At 68.9% G+C, this 15156-nt stretch carries 11 protein-coding genes; 2 read left to right on the plus strand and 9 right to left on the minus strand.

The genetic code is table 11. The features are described 5' to 3' along the window. Window positions 1-49: 49 nt before the first annotated feature. The 5 genes from ACWD3D_RS21410 to ACWD3D_RS21430 all read right to left on the minus strand — a co-directional run bounded on the left by ACWD3D_RS21410 (window position 50) and on the right by ACWD3D_RS21430 (window position 6768). Complete coding sequence (locus ACWD3D_RS21410) at window positions 50-2047, minus strand: right-handed parallel beta-helix repeat-containing protein (RefSeq protein WP_451462424.1); 1998 nt, start codon at window positions 2045-2047, stop codon at window positions 50-52. Between the two features lie 62 nt (window positions 2048-2109). After that, entirely contained in the window at window positions 2110-3024 is a 915-nt protein-coding gene (locus ACWD3D_RS21415; protein ID WP_451462425.1) for a carbohydrate ABC transporter permease, read from the minus strand. Window positions 3025-3030: 6 nt separating this feature from the next. Further along, entirely contained in the window at window positions 3031-4011 is a 981-nt protein-coding gene (locus ACWD3D_RS21420) for a carbohydrate ABC transporter permease (RefSeq protein WP_451462426.1), read from the minus strand. After that, the gene (locus ACWD3D_RS21425; protein WP_451462427.1) at window positions 3990-5237 is read right to left on the minus strand and encodes an ABC transporter substrate-binding protein; all 1248 of its coding nucleotides are present in this window, start codon (window positions 5235-5237) and stop codon (window positions 3990-3992) included. The genes ACWD3D_RS21420 and ACWD3D_RS21425 overlap by 22 nt, the downstream gene beginning before the upstream one ends. Window positions 5238-5508: 271 nt before the next feature. Continuing rightward, window positions 5509-6768, minus strand: a complete 1260-nt coding sequence (locus tag ACWD3D_RS21430; protein WP_451462428.1) for an alpha-L-fucosidase — start codon at window positions 6766-6768, stop codon at window positions 5509-5511. A gap of 109 nt (window positions 6769-6877) precedes the next feature. Here ACWD3D_RS21430 and ACWD3D_RS21435 point away from each other — a divergent pair, with 109 nt between their 5' ends. Further along, a complete protein-coding gene (locus ACWD3D_RS21435) occupies window positions 6878-7687 on the plus strand; it encodes an RraA family protein (protein WP_451462429.1) in 810 nt (269 codons plus the stop codon). A gap of 68 nt (window positions 7688-7755) precedes the next feature. Here the strand turns inward: ACWD3D_RS21435 and ACWD3D_RS21440 are convergent, their stop codons facing one another. The 4 genes from ACWD3D_RS21440 to ACWD3D_RS21455 form a co-directional block, all read right to left on the minus strand. Then, window positions 7756-9063 carry a BNR-4 repeat-containing protein gene (locus tag ACWD3D_RS21440; RefSeq protein WP_451462430.1) on the minus strand — a complete coding sequence of 436 codons (1308 nt, stop codon included), beginning with the start codon at window positions 9061-9063 and terminating at the stop codon, window positions 7756-7758. A gap of 193 nt (window positions 9064-9256) precedes the next feature. Further along, window positions 9257-10555, minus strand: coding sequence for a sugar ABC transporter substrate-binding protein (locus ACWD3D_RS21445; RefSeq protein ID WP_451462431.1), 1299 nt, complete (start codon window positions 10553-10555; stop codon window positions 9257-9259). A 63-nt stretch (window positions 10556-10618) separates the two neighbouring features. Continuing rightward, window positions 10619-11554: a carbohydrate ABC transporter permease gene (locus ACWD3D_RS21450; protein WP_451462432.1), complete on the minus strand. Its 936-nt coding sequence runs from the start codon at window positions 11552-11554 to the stop codon at window positions 10619-10621. Beyond that, the gene (locus tag ACWD3D_RS21455; protein WP_451462433.1) at window positions 11554-12480 is read right to left on the minus strand and encodes a carbohydrate ABC transporter permease; all 927 of its coding nucleotides are present in this window, start codon (window positions 12478-12480) and stop codon (window positions 11554-11556) included. Before ACWD3D_RS21455 ends, ACWD3D_RS21450 begins: the two co-directional genes overlap by 1 nt. A 341-nt stretch (window positions 12481-12821) precedes the next feature. On the opposite strand from ACWD3D_RS21455, the gene ACWD3D_RS21460 reads away from it, so the two are divergent. Further along, window positions 12822-15110, plus strand: a complete 2289-nt coding sequence (locus ACWD3D_RS21460; RefSeq protein ID WP_451462434.1) for an FAD-dependent oxidoreductase — start codon at window positions 12822-12824, stop codon at window positions 15108-15110. Window positions 15111-15156: the final 46 nt, after the last annotated feature.

A 15156-nucleotide genomic window follows, 5' to 3' on the forward strand; every position in this document is an offset into this window, starting at 1 on the left:
GCCGGACATCCGGCTCGGGCCTTTCGCAACACGCTTTACGATGCGTCACTCAACGGACGGCGCCCGCCGTCCATTTCGGCGCCCCGTACTGATAGGCGCCCAGGCTCGGCGTCGCGTCCGTCGAGCCGTCGTTGATGCCCGGCAGGGCGATCGCCTGCCCGCGGGCGGGGGAGTCGGCGGTCAGCCGGAAGTCGTGCCCGGCCGCGTCGACGAAGAGCGGATCCGTCTCGGCTGGGAGGTTGTTGGAGAGCACGAGTCCGCCGTCGGTGGCACCGGTCAGACCGCGGATGGCGCCGACGTTGTTGTAGATCTTCGTCCCGGTGGACTGCCCCGGCTCCTTGACGTAGAACAGGGTCATTCCGCCGGTGTTGTTGTACACGCCGTTGTCGTGCGAGCCGGTGCCCAGACCGTTCAGCATCACGGTGCCCTCCCGGTTGCCCCAGCCCACGTTGTTCGCGATCACCAGGTCGCTCTGACCGTTGTCGGCGTAGACACCCGAGATCCCGAAGGTGGTGAGCGTGGTGGCCGGCTCCGGATCGTGCAGCACGTTGTGGTCGATGGACGTCCCCATCATGTAGGCGCTGCAGCAGGTGTAGATCGCGGCGACGTCCAGGCTGAGGCGGGCGTACCCCGAGATGTCGTTGTACGCGATCAGGTCCTTGCCCGGGGCGAGGCCCTCCACCGTGTTCCACTGGAGGTTGATGCCGCTGCGGCCGACCCGGCTGATCGTGTTGTGCGTGACCGTCTGGCTGTTGCCCTGCACGGCGACGCCCGCCGCGTACGTCCCCATGTAGTCGACGTCGTGGATGACGTTGTTCGTGGCGGTGTTGTTCTGTCCGCGCAGCGCGATGCCGTTGCCCGCGCTCAGTGACAGGTCACTGTTGACGATGGTGTTGTACGTGCCGTCGAGGACGATGCCCGTGTCGCCGACGCCGCGCGTCACCGTGCTGCCGCAGTCCGTCGCGCCGCGCGTGATGTCGGTGTAGTGCGACAGATACGTGCCCTTGATCCCGTCCAGCGTCACGCCCGTGCTGGTCGGCCCCGTTCTGATGGTGGCGGCGAACAGCCCGACGTCCGCCACCGTGGTGTGGCTCGCGGCCGTCAGGTCGAAGGCGAGCGCGCGGGACCTCGCCTCGACGGTGTGCGCGGCGGGGTCGTCCTCGCTGTAGAGGTACAGACGCTTCGCGGAGGGATCGTAGAACCACTCGCCGGGCCGGGAGAGTTCACCGATCTTCCCGGCGAGGGCGTACCGCGTTTCACCGGGTACGACCTTGTGCACGCACGGGGGCGCCACGTCGAGCGTCACCGAGCCGACGGCGGAGCTCTGCACCGTGCCGGTCGCCGAGATGTACCAGTAGCCGGTCAGGGCCCGCGCGCCGTTCCAGTACCCGGCGGGCCGGGTCAGCGCAGCGTCCGCGATGGTCGCGTCCGCGCTCCCGGCGCCCGCGTACTCCAGCGTGGGGTCGAGCAGGTCGAGCCCCGGGTAGGGCCACTGCGCCTCGACTCCCGCCTTCTTGTCGGTGAAGACCTGCACGGTCGTCACGTCGGAGCCCAGGTCGACGGAGGTGCTGTAGACGTGCCCCGCCGCCACGGCGTCGCTGAACGCCGAGTCCTGGGCGTACGGATCAGTCGCGGCGATCTCGGTGACGTCCGCGCCGGTGACCGGCGAGAAGCCCCGCACCGGTGCGGTCCCGCTCAGCGTCACCGTCGCACCCGGCGCCGCGCGGTAGGTGATCGGCAGGGCGGCGGTGCCCGACCGGGCCGGTACGACGGTCTCGGCGTAGGTGCCGGACTGGATCAGACAGGTGTCTCCGGGCCCCATGACGTCGGCGCACCGCTGGATGTGCTGGAACGCCTGGCCCGGGGTGGTGCCCTGGCGGGAGTCCAGGCCCGACGGACCGACGTAGTAGACCGTGCCGGCCAGGGGCTTGTGCGGGTGCGGGTGGGCGCCTGCCGGAACGGCGGCCACCACCACAAGGAGCGAAGCGAGCAGGGTGGCTGCGGACCACGGACCCGTACGGGGGCGTGGCCACCATCTTCTCGACACTGGATGGTCCTTTCTCTGCGGGACTTTCGACACACGGCCTCGGAGGGGAGCGATCCGCCCGCTCATCCCTTCACCGCGCCCACCGTCAGACCGCTGATGATGTGGCGCTGCATGTAGATGAAGAAGATGATCACGGGCGCGACGGCGAGGAGAAGGTTGGGGAACACCTTCGTCAGGTCGGTGGAGTACTGGCTGATGCCCGCGTAGATCGCCGTGGTCACCGTGTAATGACCCGACGACGGGCTGAGCAGGATCTGGGGCGAGATGAAGTCGTTCCAGATCCCGATGGAGTTGAGGATCAGGACAGTGACGACCGCCGGACGCATCAGCGGGAAGATGATGGTCCAGAACGTCCGGTAGCGGCCCGCGCCATCGATCGTCGCCGCATGGTCGATGTCCACCGGAATCGCGCGGATGAAGCCCACGAACAGGAAGATGCTGACCGGCAGCGTCGAGGCCACGTCGTGCGCGATCAGACCGGTCACGGTGTTGGCGAGACCGATCTCGCGCAGTACGTAGATCACCGGGATGATCACGGCCGCGCCGGGGATGAACGTGCCGGCCAGGAAGTAGAGCAGCACCAGCTGCGTCCGCTTCTTCAGGCTGCGCGCGATCGCGTACGCCGCAGGTCCTGCCAGCGCGATGCACAGGACGTCCACGGTGACGACGAGGAACAGGGTGAAGCCGTAGCCGCCGATGACGTTGTACTGCGGATTGCTGATGGCTTCGGACATGTGCTCGAAGGTCAGCCCGTCGAGGGGGATCGAGAACGGGCTGTCGAGGATGTCGGCCTGCGATTTGAAGGCATTCACGACGAGCAGGTACACCGGCACGATCATGACGACGAACAGCAGGCCGAGAAGCACCAGGCGCAGGGGTGAGCGGGACTCCCGCCGTTCCGCCGGAGAGATCTCCGGGGCCGGAACCGGTGCGGTCCGCGGGGTGCGGCGGATGCTTGGTTCGGTGACGACCACCATCGGCTCCTAACCGGTCGCAGCTTGGTCTTGGCGGTTGCGCAGCGCGGTCACGACCAGGGCGAGCACGGCGGAGACGACCATCAGGAAGACCGCCTGTGCCGTCGCGTAACCGACCTTGGTGCCCTCGAAGGACCGGGCGAGAATGAGATAGGTGAAGGTCTGGGTGGAACCGGCCGGTCCGCCGCCGGTGAGGCTGACGACGATGTCGTAGGCCCTGAGCAGGCCGACCAGGTTCAGGACGGTCGCCACGGTGACCACGGGCGCGATCATCGGGATCACGATGCGCAGGTTGATCTGCCGCCTGCCGGCGCCGTCGATCGCCGCCGCCTCCAGGAGCTCGGCCGGGACGGTCTGCAGGGCGGCCACGAACAGGACGACGTTGAAGCCGAATCCGGCCCACACGATGACACCGATCAGGGTGTACAGCGCGAACCGCTCGTCGAAGAGAAAGCCGATCGGCTCCAGGCCGAACTTGGCGAGGGTGTTGTTCACGGCTCCGTTCGTGCCCAGGATCGCCGCCCACAGATAGCCCAGGACCAACGCGCTGATCACGTGCGGGAAGTAGGCGACGGCGCGGAAGAAGGAGTTCGTACGGGACCGGCCCTTGAGGATCAGCGCGTACACCAGGCCCGCGCCGACCATCAGGACGGTGCCGATCACGGTGATCACCGCGGTCACGTACCAGGCGTCCGTCGAACTCGGGTCGTCGAAGAGGTGTTTGTAGTTCTCCCAGCCGATGAGCTTCGCGGTGGAGAAGCCGTCCCAGTCGGTGAAGCTGAGGTAGACCGCCACGCCCACGGGCACGATCGTCAGCACGGTGTAGAGGAGTACGGCCGGGCCCATCATGCCCAGCGTGACGGCCGCCTCGCGGAACCGGGCCCGTCCGCGGCCGGAGGCGGCGCCTGGGGGCGGGGCGGCGGCGACGGTGGGCGTGGGGGCGGCGACGGTGGGCATCCTGCCGGGCTTCAGTTCTGCGAGTTCCACCACTTGTCCAATCCGCGCGCGGCATCCTTCGCGGAGGTGCCCGTGTACAGGGACTGGATTTGCGTGTTGAGCGCGTCGCTGAACCCGGCGACCGGCTGGTTCTCACCGGACTTCACGAGCACCGACGGCGTCGTGTCGAGGATCTTCTGCACCGCGGTGCCGAGGCTGGACATGGGGTAGGCGAAGCCCGTGCGCATGTTGCCGTCGGCTGCGAGCTGGCTCCGGATGGCTTCCTCGTCGGTGACGAGCCACTTGACGAACTCGATCGCCTCGGCCTTGTGGTGCGACTGGTCGACGACGGTGTAGGGGTTCGAGACGTTGCCGAACTGGCCGGACGGGTAGGCGCCGTCCGTCGGCATCGTGAAGACCCCGATCTCGTCGCTCTTCTTCGCCGCGTCCGCCGCGGGCACGAAGAAGGAACCCATCATGTACATCGCCGACTTGCCGTCGAGGAACGCCGTCTGCCCGTCGGTGTAGGTCAGTCCCAGCGCGCTCTTCTCCAGGTACCCCTTGTCGATCCACTGCTCGTAGCGCTTCAGGTACGGCACATAGCCGCTGTCGGCGAAGGAGACGTCGCCGGCGTTGCGCTGCTTGATCCACTGCGGGTTCTCGGTGAGCACACCGGCGTCGGCCATCATCGAGAACTGCCCGCCCGTCACCCACTGGCCGGCGGTCTGCAGCGGCTTGTAGCCCGCGTCCTTCAGACTGCCCATGGCGGCGGTGAACTGATCCAGCGTCCGGATCCGTGAGGCGTCCACACCGCCCTTGGCGAAGGCCGCCTTGTTGTAGAAGACCAGTGACTGGATCTGCTCGCCCACCCCCACCATGTACGTCTTGCCGCCCACGGCGTACTGGTCGGCCAGGGGTGTGTCCTTCGTCCACGCCTGGTCGGAGAGGTCGGCGAAGAGTTTGGCGGTGTCGGGGGACGGGACGATCTGCTGGGCGATGTCCGGCGGATCGCCGGCCGCGAGGTCCTGGGTGAGCTTGGCGTTGGCGGAGACCGTTCCTGTCAGTTCCAGCTTCACGTGCACGCCGGGATGGCTCTTCTCGTACGTGGCGAAGAGGCCCTTCCAGTACTGCTCCGTCAGGTTCGGCGAGATGTTGACGATGATGCGGAGAGTCGTGCCCCCCGCGGCCTCGTCGGACCCGCTCCCTCCGCAGGCGACGGCGGATGCCATCACGAGCGGAGCCACGGCGAGTGCGGAGGCTCGGTGCCACATGGTTCTCATCGGACACGCTCCATTGCGTAGTCATGAATGATCGACGGCTGACGTGCAGCGCGGGCGGTCATGGGAGTTCGGCAGGAAGGGGGTGGGGTGCCGCGTCCGGACAGTGCGGTCGGCTCCCGATAAGTGATTGCAATAATCGCCTATCGATTGTTGATGCTAGGGGTGGCACCCCGCATGTTCAAGGGTGCTGCCGAAACCGCTTGCTCCCGGTCCCGCGCCGCCCGGACGCGTGCACGTGGCCTCGTACTCCCGGCCGCGTGCACGCGGTCGCTCATACGGTCGACTCGACCGGCTCCAGGAAGAGTTCGATCACCGGCAGCAGCACGTCGGGCCGTCCGGTGGGCAGTTTCAGGGTCAACGTGCCCGGCGGCTGGCTCGGCGGCGCCAGGTTGTTGTGCTCGTGGCGGGCTCCGTCGACCTCGTGGAAGGCGATCTCCGAGCCGTCGTGCAGCAGTTGGGCATAGCGCACCCGCCCGGCCAGGCCAGGGAGATGGACATGCCCGAACGGCCAGGCGAGCAGGTGCAGATACAGCCGGTCGCCGGCCTGTGTGTACAGGGTGTTCGCCGGAGGCGGGAAGGCGGAGGGTCCCGCACCGTGCACGGCGCGGGCGTGCCCGGTGCTCCACTCCGCGATGGCGCGCAAGGTGTCGCGGGCCCGCGGGTCGAGCGAACCCCGCCCGGTGGGGCCGACGTTGAGGATCAGATTGCCGCCGCAGGAGACGGACTGGACCAGCATCCGGACCAACTGGGACGGGTCCTTGTAGTCGTGGTTGTCGCGGTCGTAGCCCCAGGACCCGTTGAGCGTCTGGCACGCCTCCCACCGCACCGGTGCGCCGTCGCGTTCCAGCGGTCGGTCGGGCTGGTACTGCTCGGGTGTCACGTAGTCGCCGGGTATGCCCAGCCGGTCGTTCACGAGGATGCCGGGCCGCAGTTCACGGACCGTCTCCATCAGCTCCTTCGCCCCCCACTGCTCCGGCCCCATGCCCGGGTACGTGAAGTCGAAGAAGAGCAGGTCGATCTCTCCGTAGCCGGTGAGCAACTCGGCCATCTGGCCCCGCATGTACGCCCGGTAGCCCGCCAGGTCCTCCGTCGTCCGGGCGTCCCGCGAGCCGCGCAGCGGATGGTGCTCGTCGACCGGGAAGCCGGGGTGGTGCCAGTCGAGGAGCGAGTAGTAGAGGCCGACCCGCAGTCCCTCCGCGCGCATCGCCTCAGCGAACTCCGCCACCAGGTCCCGGCCGGCAGCCCGCACCGAGGTGTAGTCGGTCAGTGACGAGTCGAAGAGGCAGAACCCGTCGTGGTGCTTGGCGGTGAGTACCGCGTAACGCATCCCCGCCTCCCGTGTCTCGCGGGCGAGTTGGCGTGCGTCGAACAGATCGGGGTCGAACCGTTCCAGGTAACGGTCGTACGCCGCCTGCGACATGGTCTCCCGGCTGCGCACCCACTCGTGGCGCGCGGCGAGGCTGTACAGGCCGAAGTGGACGAACAGTCCGAAGCGCGCGGTCTCGAACCAGCCGCCGGACTCAGTGGTCACGTAAGGCTCCTGACGGATTGACAGCACTAATCGATAGGAGGTTATCTACCATCGATAGGCGATGATGTCACTGGTGTTGCGTGCGGAGAGCGCGCGGAGAGGCATGTGAATGAAGCCGAGCAGCAGTCAAGGAACGGCCGAGACGGGGGAGACCCCGGTCTACGAGTCGATGCGGGCGCCGGTCCACACCGCTTCCTTCCGGAGACCGACCCGGCGGATGGTGGAGGCGCTCGGCGAAGTGAGTGCGGCGACCGCCTGCGCGAAGCTGCACCAGCTGGGCATCACCCGGACCTTCATCGACGGACCTGTGCCACTGCACCGGGAGCCGGACGTCAAGGTCACCGGGGGTGCGGTGACCCTGCAGTTCCTGCCGCAGCGCGAGGACGTCTTCAACGGCGCCGAACAGGAGGACATCGAGCGCAAGACCCCGCTGTGGGGGGTGCTGGAGTCGATCAGACCCGGTGATGTGCTGGTGATCGCGGCGCAGGGGAGCCACTTCACCGGCTGTCTGGGCGACATGCTGGTGCGCTACTTCAAACTGCGCGGCGGCGCCGGGATCGTGGTGGACGGGCGGGTGCGGGACGCGGCTCGGATCCGGGCCCTCGGCGTGCCGGTCTGGTGCACCGGTGTCACCCCGCACTACGCCTCGCAGACGGAGCTCTTCCCCTCCGCGTTCAACGTGCCGGTCGGTGTCGGCGGAACGCTGGTCACACCGGGGGACCTGATCGTGGCCGACGAGGACGGCGCGGTGGTCGTGCCGCAGGACCGGGCGGTCCCGCTGGCCGAGGACGCGCTTCTGCACCAGGACCGCGAGGCGTTCGCGCGCCTCCGCCTCGACGAGGGTGGCCTGCTCTCCGACTACTACCCGCTCACCGGTGCGGGACTGGACGAGTACCTGGCGAGCAGGCCGGCGACCTGAGTGCCCGTGCCGTCCGTACGGGGGCGGTCCGGTCCCTCGTACGGACGGCACGGGCGGCAGCCGCTACCTCAACGAATGCCGTAGTAGAGCGAGTTGTGCGCGGTGTCCGGAAGATAGAGCACGTCGTGACCGTCCGAGTCGCGCCGCACCGCGAGTCGGTCCGCGCTCACGCCGGGGGCGGCGGACTGCGCGGTCCACGCCCCGTCCGCCGACTGCGTCGCGGAGAATACCCGGTCGGTGCCCGAGGTGGTCACGTAGTAGATCCGCTTGGTGTCCGTCGGGTCCCAGGTGATGCCGAGGGCGGCCGCGGTCTGACCGCCGGCGTACACGGTCTTGCCCACCCAGCCGGTGCCGCTCGGATAGGCGTAGTACACACGGAAGTCGCCGCCGCTGTCGGCCGAACGGTAGCGGTAGGCGACCTTCGGCGTGGAGCCGTCGAGGGTGAGCTTGGCGCTCTGCACCGCAGGACCGGTGTAGGCGTTGTCGATGCTCCACTCCTCGCCCGCGGTGAGGTCCTGGATCACGTCGGAGGTGGCGGGCGTGACCGGGGTGGTGACGGTCGCGCCGGTGCTGTCCGCGAAGGCACCGGTCGACGGGTCGTAGGTCAGGTACGAGAGCTGGTGGCGGAACGCGGTCGCCGGCGCCTTCGCCCACTCCCAGAGGATGTGCACCCGGCCGGAGGCGTCCACCGTGATGTCGTCGGGGTACACGGAGCGGTTCAGTACGCCCGCGAAGGTCGCGACCGTGCTCCAGCGGGAAGCGGCGTTGTCCCAGCGGTAGAGCTTGCCGGGGCGCTGGTCGGAGCCGGCACCGACGCGGGCGGCGAGATACAGGTCTCCGTTGGGGGCGGTGGTGATGACCGGGTAGGTGATGCCCACGCCCTGGTCGGGCAGCTCGGACGCGTGGTCGGTGACGTCGCCGCCGGGGGCCTCGGTGCGGTAGTAGCGCCAGGCATTGGCGTGCATGGAGGTGAAGACGTGCAGACGACCGCTGCCGTCGCGGGCGATCGACGGCTGGTTGTGCCCGTTGTCGTCGGCGAACTCGGCCTGCTGCCCGTCGCTGTTCAGCAACGGCAGGCGGCTCCACACCCCGTCCGGGTCGCGCCGGGCGATGGCGGGCCGGTGCGTGGCGGCCGTCGAGCCCGGCTCGTTGAAGGCGAAGTAGGTGTACTGACCGCGGCCCTTGTACGTGGCCGCCGGCGTCCACCAGGCGGCCTGGTTCGACGAGTCCATCGCGTAGGGGACCTTCTCGATCACCGTCGTCGCGGCTGCCGCGCCCTGCGCGGTGTCGGCCGCCCCGGCGGCCGGGACGGCCAGCAGGAGGGCGGCCAGGGCGGTGGCCGAGGCGGTGTACGTGCGTGCCGTGGGACGTCGCATGATGAGCTCCTTTGCTCGTTCGCGGGTGCGGGCGTGGAGATGACGCGGGCGGCGACGGCCCGAGGGCCGGCCGGCCGCGGTCGTCGTGCGGGTGGGATCGGGGGCGGGGCCCGGCGGGGCGTGGGGCGGCCGCGGGGCCCGGACCGCGGTGCCATGGCCCTTCGGGACGGACCGGGCCGGGCTCGTGGGGGCCTCAGCGCTTGATGAGCGCGGCGGCCTCCTCGCCGGCCTGCTTCATCGCGTCCTTCGGCTTCGACGTGCCGACGAGGACGGCCTGCACCTGTTTGGCGACGGCCTCCTCGATCTGAGAGTTCTGCGCGAACTGCCAGAAGGGGCTGCCGGTCGCCGTTTTGGTGATCTTGCTGGTCCACTCCGTGGAGAAAGTGTCCTTGGCGACCTCGGGAGCGGCCAGACCCGCGGTGGTGGACGGCGGCAGCGCGCGTTCGGCGAAGTACTGGGAGGTGGTCGCCAGGTCGGTGGTGGTGTGCAGCGCGAACTCGGTCGCCGCGTCCTGCCCCTTGCCCTTCACGATCGCGATCACTCCGCCCCACAGCAGCGCCTGGGGCGTGTCCCCGGCCTTGAGCACCGGTCGCTCCATCGGCTGCATGGCGTCGGCCAGCGTCTTGTCCTTGGACTGGGCGGAGGTCACGCCCTTGCCGATGATCGCGTCGTCGTAGAAGGCGGCCTTCCCCTGCCCGAACAGGGCGCGCGCGTCGAAACGGTCCACGTCGGCGGCGATCAGCTTCTGGTCGTGCAGCTTCTTGTACCAGGTGACCGCGTCGATCGAGGCGTCGTCGCCTATGGTGACCTTCCCGCCGTCGAGCAGCTTGCAGCCGAAGGTCTGCATCCACGGGAAGATGTCCTTGAGCTGGGCGACCTTGGTGGCGGCGGCGTACGGCACCACACCGCCGCCGAGCCCCTTCAGCTCCTTCAGCGCGGCCTCGAACTCCTCGACGGTGGTGGGGTGCTCCTTGATCCCGGCCTTCTCCAGGAGATGCGAGTTGGCGATGACGCCGATCGAGCCGGTGTTCCACGGCAGCCCGTACTGCGTGCCGTCGTACTTACCGCTGTTCAGCGCCACGTCCGTGTAGCCGCCCTTGCCGGCCACCGCTCCGAGGTCCGCCAGTCTGCCCATCTGGGCCATGGCGGCGAGCCACGCGATGTCCAGGTGCACCGCGCCCGTCGTCTGCCCGCCGCCGAGTTTCAGGGTGAGCTGGCTCAGGTACTCGTTGTACGGGTACGACACCGCGCGGATCTTGGAGTTCTCGGCCTTCTCCCAAGCCGCGATGATCTTCTCGATCGAGGGCTTGGCGGCCTCCTCGTTGAGCGACCACGAGGTGAAGTCGAAGTCCTTGGACTTCGTGTCGCCGGTCGAGGCGGAGCCCGAGCCGGAGGGTGCGCAGGCGCTGAGCACACCGGCGCCCGCCACACCGAGCGCGCCGATGCCGAACATGCGCAGCGCGCCGCGCCGGCTGATGCCAGAGGTGGTCATGATCTCTCCATGGGGAGTGAGCGGGAGGGTAGGAACGTGCGGGCACGGGGTGATCCCGTGTGTTCAGCTCTTGACCGAACCGGCGGTCATGCCGCCGACGAGGTAGCGCTGCAGGAACATGAAGGCGACCACCACCGGGATGGACACCACGAGCGAAGCCGCCATCAACTGGGGCCAGGCGGTCTGGAATTCACCGATGTAGGTGGAGACGAGGCCGGGAGGCAGCGTCTGCTTCTCCTTGTCGGCCAGGGTCAGCGCGAAGATGAAGTCGTTCCAGCCGCGGACGAAGGCGAAGAGCCCCGCGGCGATCATCCCGGGCGCGGCGAGCGGCGCCACGATGGAGTGCAGCGTCCGCCACCGGGACGCGCCGTCGATGGACGCCGCCTCCAGCAGGGCGTCCGGGATGGTGTCGAAGATGCCCTTCAGCATCCAGACGCACAGCGGCATGGTGAACGTGGTGAAGGAGAGCACCAGGGCGGTGTACGTGTTGAGCATGCCGAAGCTGGAGAAGACGGTGTACAGCGTCACCAGCAGCAGTGCCTGGGGAAACATCTGCGAGGCGAGCACCAGGTGCATCAGCGATCGTCGCCCCGTGTAGCGGAACTTGGAGAACGAGTAGCCCATGTACGTGGCGACGACCACGCTCAGTACGGCGGTGATCGAGGCCACGATGAGCGAGTTGACCATGTACTTGATCAACTGGTCGTTGTCGGCCAGGGCCGTGAAGTTGCTGAGGGTGAGGTCGGTGGGTATCAGCCTCGGCGGGAACTGGAAGGTCGACTCGGGGGTGCTCAGCGCGGTGGCGAGCAGCCAGTAGACCGGCAGCAGACCGAAGGCCCCGATGACGACGACCGCGCTCCAGGCGGCGATCCGCGAGCGCAGCAGGTCCTTGCGCATGCGGCGCCGGGCCCTGCCCCCGGGCCGGATGGCGCCCGCGGTCCGCGTGGCGGCCTGCGGCTTCTCGACGGCGGACAGCGGGGTGGAGGTGGTGGAGGTCATCAGGCGTCGCCCTTCCGCTCGGTGATCCTGAGGTACACGGCGACGAGGAGCAGCAGGAGCAGCATCCACAGGCCGCCCAGCGCGGTGGCCCTGCCGATGTCGAACCCCTTGAACGCTGTCTGGTACACGGCGGTCGCGAAGGTCTCGGTGGTGCCGGCCGGTCCGCCGCCGGTGAGGACGTAGATGGTGTCGAAGTGCTGGAAGTTCCAGATGAACTCCAGCAGGAGCACGATCGAGGCGACACCGCGGACCTGCGGCCAGGTGACGTTGAAGAAGCGACGGATCGAGCCCGCACCGTCCATCGAGGCCGCTTCGTGCAGCTCCCTCGGCACGGTCTGCAGACCGGCCAGGAGCATCACCATCATCCAGGGGAAGCTGGCCCACGCCTTGGTGACGATGACGGCGAGCATCGCGGTGCCGGGCTGCCCGAGCCAGGCCACGGACTCCTCGATGATCCCGGCCTTCATGAGGACGCCGTTGAGCACCCCGTAGTTCGCGTTGAAGATCCACATCCAGAGGAAGGAGACCACCACCCCCGGGATCACCCAGGGGAACAGGAACAGGCCGCGCAGGAAGCCGCTGCCCTTGAGGCCCGTGTTCAGCGCGAGCGCGAGCGCGAAGCCGAGGACGAAGGGCACGAGCGTCGCGCCGACGGTGAAGACCAGCGTCTGCTTGAGGATGGTGAGGAAGTCGCCGTCCAGCCAGTAGGTGAAGTTGTCCAGGCCGACGAACTCCCGGCCCGGCAGCCGCAGATCCTGCTTGAAGAAGCCGGTGAACAGTGCCGAGAGCAGCGGGTAGAAGATGATCGCCGCGAACAGGGCGAGTCCCGGCGCGGTCAGCAGCAGGGCGAACGCACCGTTGGAGAGCCGTCCGCCGGCCCGCTCGCGGGGCGGGGGCGCCTTCTGGGGAGGTGCGGCCGTACTCATGGATCTGTCCTCTCGAACGGGGCGGGGGTGCTGGGGCTCTGTGTGAACTTCATCCCGCCCCAGTGAATTCAAGTTGCAGCATGCGGGATCGTTCTCCATATAACGCGATGGAGTCAACCCTTTTGGTCGGTGAATCGCCGGTTCTGTGCGTGACCGGCGCACTCGCCCCACCTGCCCTGAGCCTGCACTTCGGCTGGCGGCGGCCAGGTCGGTGGCCGCAACGGAACTTACAACGAATCCCACTGTCTGAACAGTGGTTGCACAATATGCATGTGATGTACGTTCGAGGCCGCTCCGCTCCGGCGGGGAGTATCCGAGCTTCACATCAAGGAGGCCGCACCGTGCGGGAAGAAGAGGTCCATTACGACATCGCCGTGATCGGCGGCGGATTGGCAGGGACCTGCGCGGCCATCGCCGCGGCCCGGCTCGGCCGACGCGTCGCCCTGGTCAACAACCGCCCCGTGCTGGGCGGCAACGCCAGCAGTGAGGTCCGCGTCTGGGTGTGCGGCGCCACCGCACACGGCGTGCACCGCTGGGCCCGCGAGACCGGGATCATGGGCGAGCTGTACACCGAGAACCAGTACCGCAACCCCGAGGGGAACCCTTACTACTGGGATCAGGTGGTCCTCGACGCCGTCCGCGCCGAACCGAACATCGACCTCTACCTCAATACCGACGTGCGCGAGGTCGAGGCGAGCGGCCCCGCCGACAGCCGGGAGGTGCGCTCCTGCACCGGCTGGATGATGGGCTCGGAGCGGCGCATCACCTTCCACGCGCGCCAGTTCCTCGACTGCACCGGCGACGGCCTGCTCGGCCACCTCGCCGGCGCCCAGTACCGCATAGGCCGCGAGGCGCGGGCCGAGTTCGACGAGCCCTGGGCACCCCGTGAGGCGGACCGGGCGCTGCTCGGCTCGACACTCCTCTTCCACAGCAGGGACACCGGCCGGCCGACGAAGTTCGTACCGCCCGCCTACGCCAAGGACCTGTCCCTCACACCGATCCTGCGCAACCGCGTCCTGCGCACCGGCGACAACGGCTGCGACTACTGGTGGATCGAATGGGGCGGCGAACTCGACACCGTCCATGACAACGAGCGCATCCGCGACGAACTCCAGGCCGTGATCACGGGTGTCTGGGACCACATCAAGAACTCCGGCCACTTCCCGGACGCGGCGAACCTCACCCTGGAATGGGCGGGCAGCCTCCCCGGCAAGCGCGAGTACCGCCGCTTCCTCGGCGACCACGTGCTCACCCAGGGGGACATCCTCCAGCAACGCCAGTTCCCCGACCGGATCGCCTTCGGCGGCTGGTCCGTCGACCTCCACCCCGTACAGGGCATGTACGCCGACGAGCCCGGCGCGCGCCAGCGGTACGCGGACGGCATCTTCCACATCCCCCTGCGCTCCCTGTACTCGGTGAACGTCACGAACCTGCTCTTCGCCGGGCGCAACATCTCCGCCACCCACATCGCCTTCGGGGCCACCCGCGTCATGGCCACCTGCGCGACTCTCGGCGAGGCCGCGGGAACCGCCGCCGCCCTCTGCGTCGCCGAGGGCCTCACCCCGCGCGAACTCGCCGCCCGACGGCCGGAACTGGTACGCCGCGCCCTGCTGCGCCAGGACGCCTCGGTGATCGGCCTCGCCGACGACGACCCCGACAACCTGGCGCGCGCGGCCCGCGTCACCGCCTCCTCCCACCTGGACCGCCTGGCCGCCGAACCCACGGCTGACGTGCCCGGTACGCCGTACCCGCTCGACCGCGACCTCGCCCTCCTGGTGCCGGTCGATCCCGCACTCGACACGATCGACCTCCTCGTCCACGGCGCCCCGGACGGCGGGGCCCGCGAACTCACCGTGGAGCTGTGGGGTACCGGAGCCCCCGAGAACGCGGTCCCCGCCGACCATCTCCTGACGACCACGGTCACCGTCCCGCCCAGCGGCCCCCATTGGGTGACGGCCCGCCTCGACCACCACCCCGACACCCCCCGGAACGCGATCGTCGTCGTCCGGGCCTGTGAGGACACGGCCCTGGTCCTGCTCCCCGAACGGACCGACGGCGTCCTCGCACTGCGCAGGAAGGCCGAGGGGGACGCCGCCGTCGACCACGACATCCCGGAGGAGGAGGGCCAGCTGGTCCTGGAGTGGCAGGCCCGCGGTCTGCGCCGGCAGTGCTTCGCCTTCCGGGCGGCCCCCGACACCAGGGCGTTCCACCCCGAGCGTGCCGTGGGCGGCTACCAGCGTCCCTACGGCGGCCCGAGCATGTGGTCCTCCGGGCCGCGGGGCACGGGCGAGTGGCTCCGCCTCGACTGGCAGGGCGAGCGGGAACTCACCGAAGCCCGACTGGTGTTCGACGACGACGTCGACGAATACCTCAACAACCTGCACCGTCACCGCACGCCCTACGAGGTCATGCCGGAACTCGTACGCGACTACCGCATCCAGAGCAGGGACGCGGAAGGCGTGTGGCACACGCTCCTGACGGTGACGGACAACCGCCGCCGGCACCGCGTACACGCGCTGGAGGACGCGGACGGCGGCCCCGTACGCACCCGTGCACTGCGGATCGTGGTCGACGCGACGCACGGGGCGCCGCGCGCGCATGTGACCGCCTTCAAGGCGTACGGCGCGTGACCCGCGGCGAAGGGGTCCGGTGGAGGCCGAGCGGCTTCCACCGGAC

The organism is Streptomyces sp. NPDC002690 (genome assembly GCF_053592415.1).

Bases quoted from the DNA above. Each gene is read 5' to 3' on its own strand.
- ACWD3D_RS21415 (WP_451462425.1), bottom strand. From the start codon at position 3,024: ATGGTGGTCGTCACCGAACCAAGCATCCGCCGCACCCCGCGGACCGCA.
- ACWD3D_RS21425 (WP_451462427.1), bottom strand. From the start codon at position 5,237: ATGAGAACCATGTGGCACCGAGCCTCCGCACTCGCCGTGGCTCCGCTC.
- ACWD3D_RS21435 (WP_451462429.1), top strand. From the start codon at position 6,878: ATGAAGCCGAGCAGCAGTCAAGGAACGGCCGAGACGGGGGAGACCCCG.
- ACWD3D_RS21440 (WP_451462430.1), bottom strand. From the start codon at position 9,063: ATGCGACGTCCCACGGCACGCACGTACACCGCCTCGGCCACCGCCCTG.
- ACWD3D_RS21445 (WP_451462431.1), bottom strand. From the start codon at position 10,555: ATGACCACCTCTGGCATCAGCCGGCGCGGCGCGCTGCGCATGTTCGGC.
- ACWD3D_RS21450 (WP_451462432.1), bottom strand. From the start codon at position 11,554: ATGACCTCCACCACCTCCACCCCGCTGTCCGCCGTCGAGAAGCCGCAG.
- ACWD3D_RS21455 (WP_451462433.1), bottom strand. From the start codon at position 12,480: ATGAGTACGGCCGCACCTCCCCAGAAGGCGCCCCCGCCCCGCGAGCGG.